Below are 9,001 nucleotides of genomic sequence, written 5' to 3'. Positions count from 1 at the left end.
GGAGGCGGAGGAGGCCAGGCAGTCCGGCTGGCCGTGGCAGAACCTGCAGGCAGGCCATTTACACATGCTGGTGGATGAGGAAGAGGTGGCCGGCTCCCTGCGCGAGATCGCCTCTCGCCTCGCTTAGTATCCCCATAAGTGAACCTGAACATTGAAGATAAATTTATTTAATAATTTCTCTTCCCATCAACCGTCTTGCTCTCTTCCATATCTAAAATAATGCTTTGTGTGAGGGTTTTTCTTACAAAAGACCAGGAATTTTGCTGATTACAAGAATTATTAACATTGTTATTCTTAAACTAGTCTCATAAATCAAGATAAAACTCAAATACTCACAACAAGGAGGAGGTGCCGGCTTTCCGCCTAGGATCGGTCGGATATAGCCATATTTACATCCTCACATGCTCTCATTTGCCTGCATGGACGGTCAGGTGTGCTGTCCTCATTCACTCTTGATTCCGTGGACATAATCCTAAGGAGGAAAAAATGCTGTTTCACTTGTTACTTGGCGGCTTTTCTGTATATTTGTTCATGCTTTTAATGAACCACTCGAAAAAAGCTTCAGTGAAAATGAGCTGGTGGCAGTGGCTACTGACAGGCCTGGGATTCTTGTATGCTGCCTTTGTCCTCGAAGTAATCTACGGCTTTCTTGCCGAGGGCTCTGCTCAAGCCGCACTGATCATGGGTTTGATTCTGGCAATAGTTGCGGTCATCTGGGGTGTTCTACTAGGCCGCTTTGTTTTCACGAAAAAAGCTGCTTAGTGTAACAACTTCCCGCATAAGGAGAAAGCGAAATGTCCGGAAAAATTAACCGTAGGGATTTCTTGAAATTGTCCGGCTTGGCTGCCGTAGGTCTCCCCGTAGGTAAAACAGCGGAGCAGCTTGGGGCGGTTGAGTTTGTCGAGTCAGAGGAAAAATATGGCGGCTTCTTAATCCGCCAATTGTCCAATGGAACCCCTCCTTATAAGATCGATCCGGCTACCTTCAAACGGTTCGACGAGCGCAATAATATGTTCGGACGTGCAAAATGGGATGCGGATTACAAAGCCATTCTAGCGGAGATCGGCCCCCAGGATGAACACATGCAGGCAAAACAAGATGCCGGCATTCCAGGCTGGGGACCATTCGAAGAAGCACTTAAAGATGGAGCAGATTGGCTAAGGAACAACAAAGGAGCTGGTGCCTATTCATGGGAATTCGAGCCAAACCCAATTTCACCACAATTGGATGGCTACTCAGAAGAGGAGATCACTCAACGGGTTAAGGTGGCGGCCCACTTTTTAGGCGCATCGGCTGTGGGCGTCACTGAAACGAACGAGAATTGGTTTTACAACACACTCGGACGAAGTGAAGAAGAGGCGCGGCCTTTGGTTTTTGAAGATGTAGAACTGCCGGTCAAGGGGGAGACCGGACCTATCGTCATTCCAAAGAAACTAAACCGCGTGATCGTCATGGTCCATGAAATGGATGAGGATGCCTGGGCGCCAAACGGCATAAGCCTGCTCAACAGTTCTTCTGCTGGTAAAGGGTATTCCGACATGGCCCTCGTGGCCTCAAATGTAGGAGCATTCATCCGAGCATTAGGTTACCAGGCTATTCCAATGGGAAACGACACAGGGCTTAGCATTCCGATGGCCGTTGATTCTGGCCTGGGTGAGTTGAGCCGCATGGGTTTATTGGTTACGCCGAAATTTGGCCCACGTGTTCGCATTTCTAAGGTCTTGACTGACCTTCCCCTCAATATCGATGCACCAATTACCTTTGGAGTCCGAGAGTTTTGCGAGAACTGTGGCCTATGCGCCGAATATTGCCCAAGTGGTTGCATACCAACGGTCGAACAGCTGCCTGCTCCCTCATTCAAGACCATGGATATTAACAATATCACTGGCGTCGAGAAATGGGTGGTTGACCAGAAAAAATGCCACGCCTATTGGATGGAATGTGGGGTCGGTTGCGGGAACTGTATCTCGAACTGCCCATTCACCAAACCTGCAGGCTGGCTGCATGATGCGGCCCGCATCCTGATCGGTGCAAAAATAGGTCCGCTAGATGCATTATTGGCAAACTTGGATCATGCTTCTGGGTATGGCGGATTGGGGGAAACGCCCGATCCTGATAAGGTGGAAGCTTTCTGGAAGAAAAACAAGTTTATGCATCATACAGATAAAGCTTAACCTTAGCAAGCTTAATTTGGGCCATAGGGGAAGGTCTCGAATCGATCTTCCCCTTTTTCATTATGAAAATGATTTATAGAAGAATATGTCCATTCAAAACGTAACCTTACCTGTTCAGGCTAAAAGTAAGAAGTTAGAGCGGATTTTAGGCCTCTTTGCTGTAGTTACGATTTTTATCGCCTGGTTCGCTGGCGATGCTTTACAGGGTTATACATACGAAGATTACCTGGGGCTGGCTTTACCCCGGGCTTCCAGGTTTGTGCAAATAGCTTCGGGTATATACGCTGGCCTAGAAGAAGATGGATCGACGATTGGGTATATAGCTATTGGCGAAGCTACCGGTTATGGCGGACCAATGGATGTGGCTGTCGCTGTAGACCTTGATGGAAAAATTACCGGTTTTTCCCAGGTAGAACACAAAGAAACTCCATCCTATATTGAAAAGGTGTACAAAAACCCCTTTGTTGAAGAGTTATTGGGAAAATCCTATGCCGATCCGTTCAAGCTCGCTGAGGATATCGATGGGGTAACCCAGGCCACCTATACCTCCAATGCAATCGCAGAAGCATTACGTAATGCCAGTAGAAATATCGCCGGAAATGTCCTTGACGAGCCAGTTCCCCCCGAGACCACTCCGTCGATCAAGTTTGGAATCCCCGAAATTACCCTGGTCCTCTTATTCTTGGCCGGCTTTCTCGGCCGCCGCAAGGTGATCAGAAATCTTAAGTTATTGAGGTGGTCTACCATGCTCGGCGGATTGGTCATCTTGGGATTCCTCTACAATCAGCCATTAACGATTTCTAAAATCAACACCTTTCTACTTGGATATTGGCCCGACTGGCAAAATAATCTTTACTGGTACCTCTTACTTGGCGGTATTATTTTTGTATGTACTGCCGAGAATCTTAACCCGTATTGTGAATGGTTTTGCCCGTTTGGCGCAGCCCAGGAATGCATGGGGGCTATCGGTGGAGCCAAAGGGCGTTTCACGAAACGACAACAGCAATGGCTTATCTGGGCACAGCGCTTTCTTTCCTGGATGGCAATCGTAGTCGCACTATTGATGCGAAATCCAGGGATTAGTTCCTATGAGGTTTTCGGAACACTCTTCAATCTGAATGGATCCACACTTAGTTTTTTGGTTCTGGGAATAGTCCTCCTGACCTCATTATTTGTACACCGGTTTTGGTGCCGGACACTTTGTCCTATCCGTCCTGTTGAAGGTTTTATCCGCATGATAAGAGGATGGTTAATTGAGCTATGGAAAAGAAAAATCAAAACAGTCTGATAAACATGGTCTTTCTCATCACTGTGCTACTTTGTGCAGCCCTGTTGATTGGTGAAGTAACCACGAACATACTGGAAGAGCTAAGTCCAGGCGGTTCTACTCAAGATTTTGTTGTGGTGGGCAATAGTCCTGTTTTCGATGGAGAACCAAAACCTGAACCGACCTCCACTCCCCAACCCAAGGCTACCCAATCTGCGCCGGATCCATTCGATCCAAACATCGATACCAGCGAGTAATCTTTCTGATCGAGGCGAAGGTGATGAAAATACAGCATATCAACAGACGGGATTTTCTCAAGGTTAGTGCAGTTGCAGGTAGCCTCTTGGTTGGAGGTAACTTTTTCATGAACAAGCTCGATCCGGGAGTAGTATCTGTCCAGGATAGTCGAGTGCTGATGGGTACAATTATTAATATCACCCTCATCGCAGAAAACCGGAAGGCTGGTGAAGAAGCAGTCAACCGCAGTTTTCAAGAGATGGAGCGGCTGGTTGCGATATTTGACCATCATAATTCTGACAGTCTTCTTTCCAGGTTGAACCAAGAAGGCGAGTTATATGATGCTCCATCAGAAATGCTCCAGGTAATCAATCAGGCGCTCTCTTACTCGGAAATGACCGGCGGAGCTTTTGATATCACGATCAAGCCTTTGGTTGATCTCTACCGCAGCTATTTAGCCAATTCAATGGGCTTACCTGCTAAAAAAGCGGTAGAGGGTGTTTTGGATTTAATCGATTACCGGCGAGTGGTAATAAATGGGAGTACCATCGAGTTAGCAAAACCAGGAATGGAAATTACCCTAGATGGCATCGCAAAAGGTTATATTATCGACCAGGAAATTCAACTTCTGAAACGTCTAGGATACCAGAATGTTTTGGCTGAAGCAGGTGGGGACTTATACAGTTCCGGGGTAAATGAAAACCGTTCTCCATGGCGAATCGCCGTCAAGCCACCAAGAAAGACCCTGGCTGGATTTATTACAAAGTTTGAGGTTCAGGATCAAGGTATTGCCACTAGTGGCGATTACTTCCAATCTTTCATTGAAGATTTTTCCCAGCACCATATTCTGGATCCAAGAACAGGCTATTCTAATCAAGAATTGGCAAGTGCCACCGTTATTGGAAAGAGCGCTGTGATTTGTGATGGGCTTGCAACAGCGCTTATGGTTATAGGTGCAACAGATGGGATTAATTTGGTTGAAGGCCTACCTGGAGTCGAAGCCTATTTGGTTAGGAAGAATATGGAAATAATCCAAACAACAGGCATGCATAAGTATTCTGCATGATTGAAAAGGACCGGCCACTCGCTGCCTGGCGGTGCCGTTTTTATTTTGTTATGGAAAAGATCTGAAGCGGGATATTTCAGGTCTTTTGGATATTCGTTTATCTCGAGTAATAAAGGGAAGGATGATATTTCAGTTTCGGAATTACGTTTAGTACTTGATAATAAAAACATTCATTTGTAAAGTATTAATCGACAAGCATGAAAACAATACGCCGGGGCTAATTATATGAAACACCCATCTTCAATGATTTCAAAAAGTTTGCTCTCCGTACCGGTTAGGGTCAAGGTTCTTGGCATTGTCCTGGTCCCTATTTTATTCCTTGGGCTATCTCTCAATTATTGGGTAAAGACGGGCTTATCAGACTGGTTATCCTACCTGTTACCGGATGACCGCGTAATAATCGCTATACAAGCCGGCAGCAGAAGTGTCCTCCTGGTAACAATCTTGGCTGCTGCAGCAGCAATTTTATTCTCAATTCTAATGATGTTCATGCTAACCCAACCCCTTTTGGGTTTGAAAAGGACCGCGAATGAAGTTACTCAGGGAAATATCAACTCTCGGGTGAAGATTTGGAGCAATGATGAGATTGGTGAAGTTTCCAGTGCATTTAATAATATGCTCGACAATTTATCGGACAATCAGGAAAAACTTACTCAGTCCAATCGTTATCTATCACTAGTCAATCAAATAGCTCTGGCCACAACATTTACTCAAGACATACATGATTCCCTATTTGTGATTCTTAAAAGCATCCTCGAAGCTGTAAATCTGAATTCTGGCTGGATTTACCTCTACGATAAGGATCGAGACAAATTTCACTTGGCTACCTGGTATGGCATAGTTGATGATAAAAAGTCCTTCGTCCTCCCCTGCGATCCAGATCATCGTTGCGCTTGCCAACAGAATCTGATTTCAGGTCTGGCTAATCCTAATGTATCGACACTCCGATGTTCACGTTTTCCAATAGAAAACGACAGTGGAATAATTAGCCATTTCACGATGCCGCTAATGAGCAGGGGCCAATATTTGGGGGTGATAAATTTAGTGGTGGACTCTTCAACACACCTCACACAACACGATCTGAAATTACTGAAAAACGCATCTTCATTAATTAGCGAGTATATATCGAAGTTTTGGCTGGAAATGAAGTTGAACCAAAAGGAAGCCGCAAGGCAGAAGCTGATGAAAGCCTTAATTAAAGCGCAAGAGAATGAACGTACCCGGCTTGCTCGTGAGCTTCACGATGGAGCAGGTCAAATACTGACCAGTTTGATGGTGCGCATGAAGGCTTTCGAACGAGATTTACCTGATGAGAAAAATGTTGCAACAATCAGTCACCTTTGTCAGAATTTATCAGAAGTGATCGAATACATCCGGCAAATATCCTATCAAAATCGGCCGGTGGTTTTAGATAAGTTTGGCTTAGGGAAGGCTTTAGAAAAATTGACAACTGATATGTTGAAAGACTCCGCCTTACATGCGAAATTCGATATCGATCTTAGCAATATCGTTTTACCGGCAGAAATCGAAACCACTTTTTTCCGGATCGCCCAGGAAGCACTGACGAATATTATCCGGCATGCCAGGGCGAAAAACGTAAAACTAAAGCTGTGGTCTGATCAAGAGAATGTCTATTTGCTTGTAATCGATGATGGTGTTGGCTTTGATGTTAAAGACTTCTTTAAGCAGGATAACAGTAGGCATCTCGGACTGGTTGCTATGCGCGAGCGATTAGATCTGCTGGGTGGGAGCCTCCGGCTATCGTCCTATCCTCAAGAGGGCACCGAGTTATTGGCTGTACTGCCTCATCTGGAGGAGGTAGAAAATGTCGAATAGCAACTACCGCGTTCTTCTTGTCGATGATCACCGGATGCTTCTGGATGGTCTTGAACTTCTGCTGGCAGGTTATCCGGAATATGAAGTGGTCGGGGAAGCGCTATCCGGAGAAAAGGCTCTAGCCTTATTAACCATCCTCAACCCGGATATCGTCGTGATTGATTTAGCCTTGCCCGGTATTAGTGGGCTTGAGGTGATTCAGGATATTCGAAAACAGGCGTACACTTGTAAAATAATCGTCTTGACCATGCACAATGACAAGGATATGATCTCCGAGATATTGAAAGCTGGGGCAGATGGCTTCGTCCCAAAGTCAGCAGCTCATACGCACTTATTGGAAGCTTTCCATACCATTGTGACAGGTGGGCGCTATCTCCATCCGGGATCCGCATTTAGTATGTTCGAGGAATTTTCCAATAGCTATGAAAAAAAATTGCGGCTCAAAGACTTATCTGAACGAGAATTAGAAGTACTTACACTAACAGCATTAGGCTACTCTCGTTCAGATATCAGTGGAAATTTGAATATAAGCCCCAAAACCGTTGATACCTATCGACAAAGATCGATGGAAAAATTAAACCTGAATTCCAGAGCAGAGCTGGTACAGTTTGCTCTTCTGGTGGGAATTATGCAAAATGAAGACCAGCGGCTATAAAGTATCACGTCGAGATTTTCTAAAGCTAATGGGGTCAGCTGGATTTTCATTTGCTCTGAGGAAGGATTCAGCGGCTTTAATAAATGATTCAAATCCAGTCTTGAGATTTGCTGACAACGCTGGTCGCCCCAGACGTCCTTGGTGGGTAAAAAATGTAGATCAACCGACTATTGAAGTCGACTGGAAATCGATGCAACGTTTTAACGCTTGCAATTCAATTTCAGCTGGACGTGGAGATTTAGCAAAATACATAGGTGCTGCTGAGGAAGCGGTGTTAATTGAGAATGAATCCAGGCAAAAGATAGAAAATATCGAAAATCATGTTCCTGGATTTTCTTTGAGAGATTATGTCTTGAACGATGTATTTAAGAGTGATACATCAATTAATGGAGATTTGCTTGGTCCTTCCATCCCTTCTCCGATAGATCGCGGTGTTCCGATCTGGGAAGGATCCCCAGAGGAAGCAGCCAGGATTATAAGAATAGCAATGCGTATGTTCGGAGCTGCACAGGTAGGTTTCGTCGAGCTTAATGAAAACACAAAGAAGCTGATTTTTTCTACTGACCCGGACGGGAAGGTAATTGACTTCGAAGATACAGAGTTGGCTTACGAAACTGCCGATAAACGTGTGATTCCCAACAAAGCCAGATGGGTGATAGCGTATACCGTCAGGCTGTCTGTTGAAAATATGAAACACGCCCCATCCTTAATATGCAACTTGGCTACACGATCCGGATACAGCCGTGCCAGATATATTCAAAATCACACCCAGGCTTTTATTAAAGGTCTGGGGTATCAGTGTATCGGGCAAGTGGTCCAGAACGGTCTCGGGATATCCCCTGCTTTCAGTGTTCTGGCCGGACATGGAGAAATGTCTCGTCTAAACCGTATGATCACTCCGGAATATGGTCCTATGGTCCAGACATTTCTTCTAATTACAGATTTACCGGTCGCTACTGATCAACCGATTAATGCAGGGATCCTCGAGTTCTGCAGGACATGTAAGAAATGTTCAGAGTCCTGCCCTTCTGCAGCCTTGAATACAGAAGACGAGCCTTCTTGGGAAGTTCAAGGAGATTGGAATAATCAAGGTCACAGAGCATTTTTCGAAAATGGAGTGCGTTGTAATGCTTATTGGAAAGAGGTGGGAAGTAGCTGTTCTATATGTTTCTCCGTCTGTCCCTTCTCGAAAAAGAATAGTGCCTGGGTACATTCTCTGGTTAAAGCCAGCATTTCTACCACGCCGTTATTAAACAGCTTCTTCCGAAGTATGGACGATGCCCTTAGTTATGGAGCCCAAAAAGGCCTCGAAGAATGGTGGTTATTAGATTTCCCCGAGTACGGGCTCGCTCCGAAAGACTGGAAAGGATAATATGGGCCAGGAGACGGAAGAGCGCTTCGGCATTCGTAAATCAAATTTTCGATTTCGGGGATCAGGTTGCATCGGATGGGGATCAGTCGTATTGCTAGATATCTTCTTCATCCAAAATGCCTGGGCAAGTATTTACGAAAACGAACTCCGCGCCGCGGTTATCTATTTAGGAATAGCAATTCTTATTCTCTTAGGTGCAGCAATAACATACTTTTCTCGTCATATCGAGACCCAGTAATCCACAGCCCCTGTTCCGTAAGGCCATCGCGCCCTTCCCTGCCAGCCAACCCCTGCTGCTGGCCGGCCACAGCGGCGCCGGTCCCCTGCTCCCCGCCATCCGACGGCGCATGGAACAACCCATCTCCGGCTACCTCTTCGTCGATGCCGGGCTGCC

At 45.7% G+C, this 9,001-nt stretch carries 8 protein-coding genes; all 8 read left to right on the top strand.

Annotated elements, in window-relative coordinates; all coding sequences use genetic code 11:
• The first annotated feature begins 486 nt into the window (after positions 1-486).
• The 8 genes from NC238_00890 (at position 487) to NC238_00855 (ending at position 8,607) form a co-directional block, all read left to right on the top strand.
• A complete protein-coding gene (locus tag NC238_00890; protein MCM1564512.1) occupies positions 487-762 on the top strand; it encodes a hypothetical protein in 276 nt (91 codons plus the stop codon).
• A gap of 32 nt (positions 763-794) precedes the next feature.
• Positions 795-2,174: a reductive dehalogenase gene (locus tag NC238_00885; GenBank protein MCM1564511.1), complete on the top strand. Its 1,380-nt coding sequence runs from the start codon at positions 795-797 to the stop codon at positions 2,172-2,174.
• A gap of 85 nt (positions 2,175-2,259) precedes the next feature.
• Complete coding sequence (locus NC238_00880) at positions 2,260-3,462, top strand: FMN-binding protein (protein ID MCM1564510.1); 1,203 nt, start codon at positions 2,260-2,262, stop codon at positions 3,460-3,462.
• Positions 3,435-3,698 carry a hypothetical protein gene (locus NC238_00875; protein ID MCM1564509.1) on the top strand — a complete coding sequence of 88 codons (264 nt, stop codon included), beginning with the start codon at positions 3,435-3,437 and terminating at the stop codon, positions 3,696-3,698. The genes NC238_00880 and NC238_00875 overlap by 28 nt, the downstream gene beginning before the upstream one ends.
• A gap of 107 nt (positions 3,699-3,805) precedes the next feature.
• Positions 3,806-4,744 (top strand): FAD:protein FMN transferase, encoded by a 939-nt coding sequence (locus tag NC238_00870; GenBank protein ID MCM1564508.1) that lies wholly within the window; start codon positions 3,806-3,808, stop codon positions 4,742-4,744.
• A 225-nt stretch (positions 4,745-4,969) separates the two neighbouring features.
• Positions 4,970-6,580: a HAMP domain-containing protein gene (locus NC238_00865; GenBank protein MCM1564507.1), complete on the top strand. Its 1,611-nt coding sequence runs from the start codon at positions 4,970-4,972 to the stop codon at positions 6,578-6,580.
• Positions 6,570-7,235, top strand: coding sequence for a response regulator transcription factor (locus NC238_00860; protein MCM1564506.1), 666 nt, complete (start codon positions 6,570-6,572; stop codon positions 7,233-7,235). The genes NC238_00865 and NC238_00860 overlap by 11 nt, the downstream gene beginning before the upstream one ends.
• A 190-nt stretch (positions 7,236-7,425) precedes the next feature.
• The gene (locus NC238_00855; protein MCM1564505.1) at positions 7,426-8,607 is read left to right on the top strand and encodes a reductive dehalogenase; all 1,182 of its coding nucleotides are present in this window, start codon (positions 7,426-7,428) and stop codon (positions 8,605-8,607) included.
• The last annotated feature ends 394 nt before the right edge of the window (positions 8,608-9,001 follow it).

Source organism: Dehalobacter sp. (genome assembly GCA_023667845.1).
Classification (GTDB): Bacteria; Bacillota; Desulfitobacteriia; order Desulfitobacteriales; family Syntrophobotulaceae; genus Dehalobacter.
Note: the sequence above shows the minus strand (reverse complement) of the source record. Positions and strands in the feature narration are given on the sequence as shown.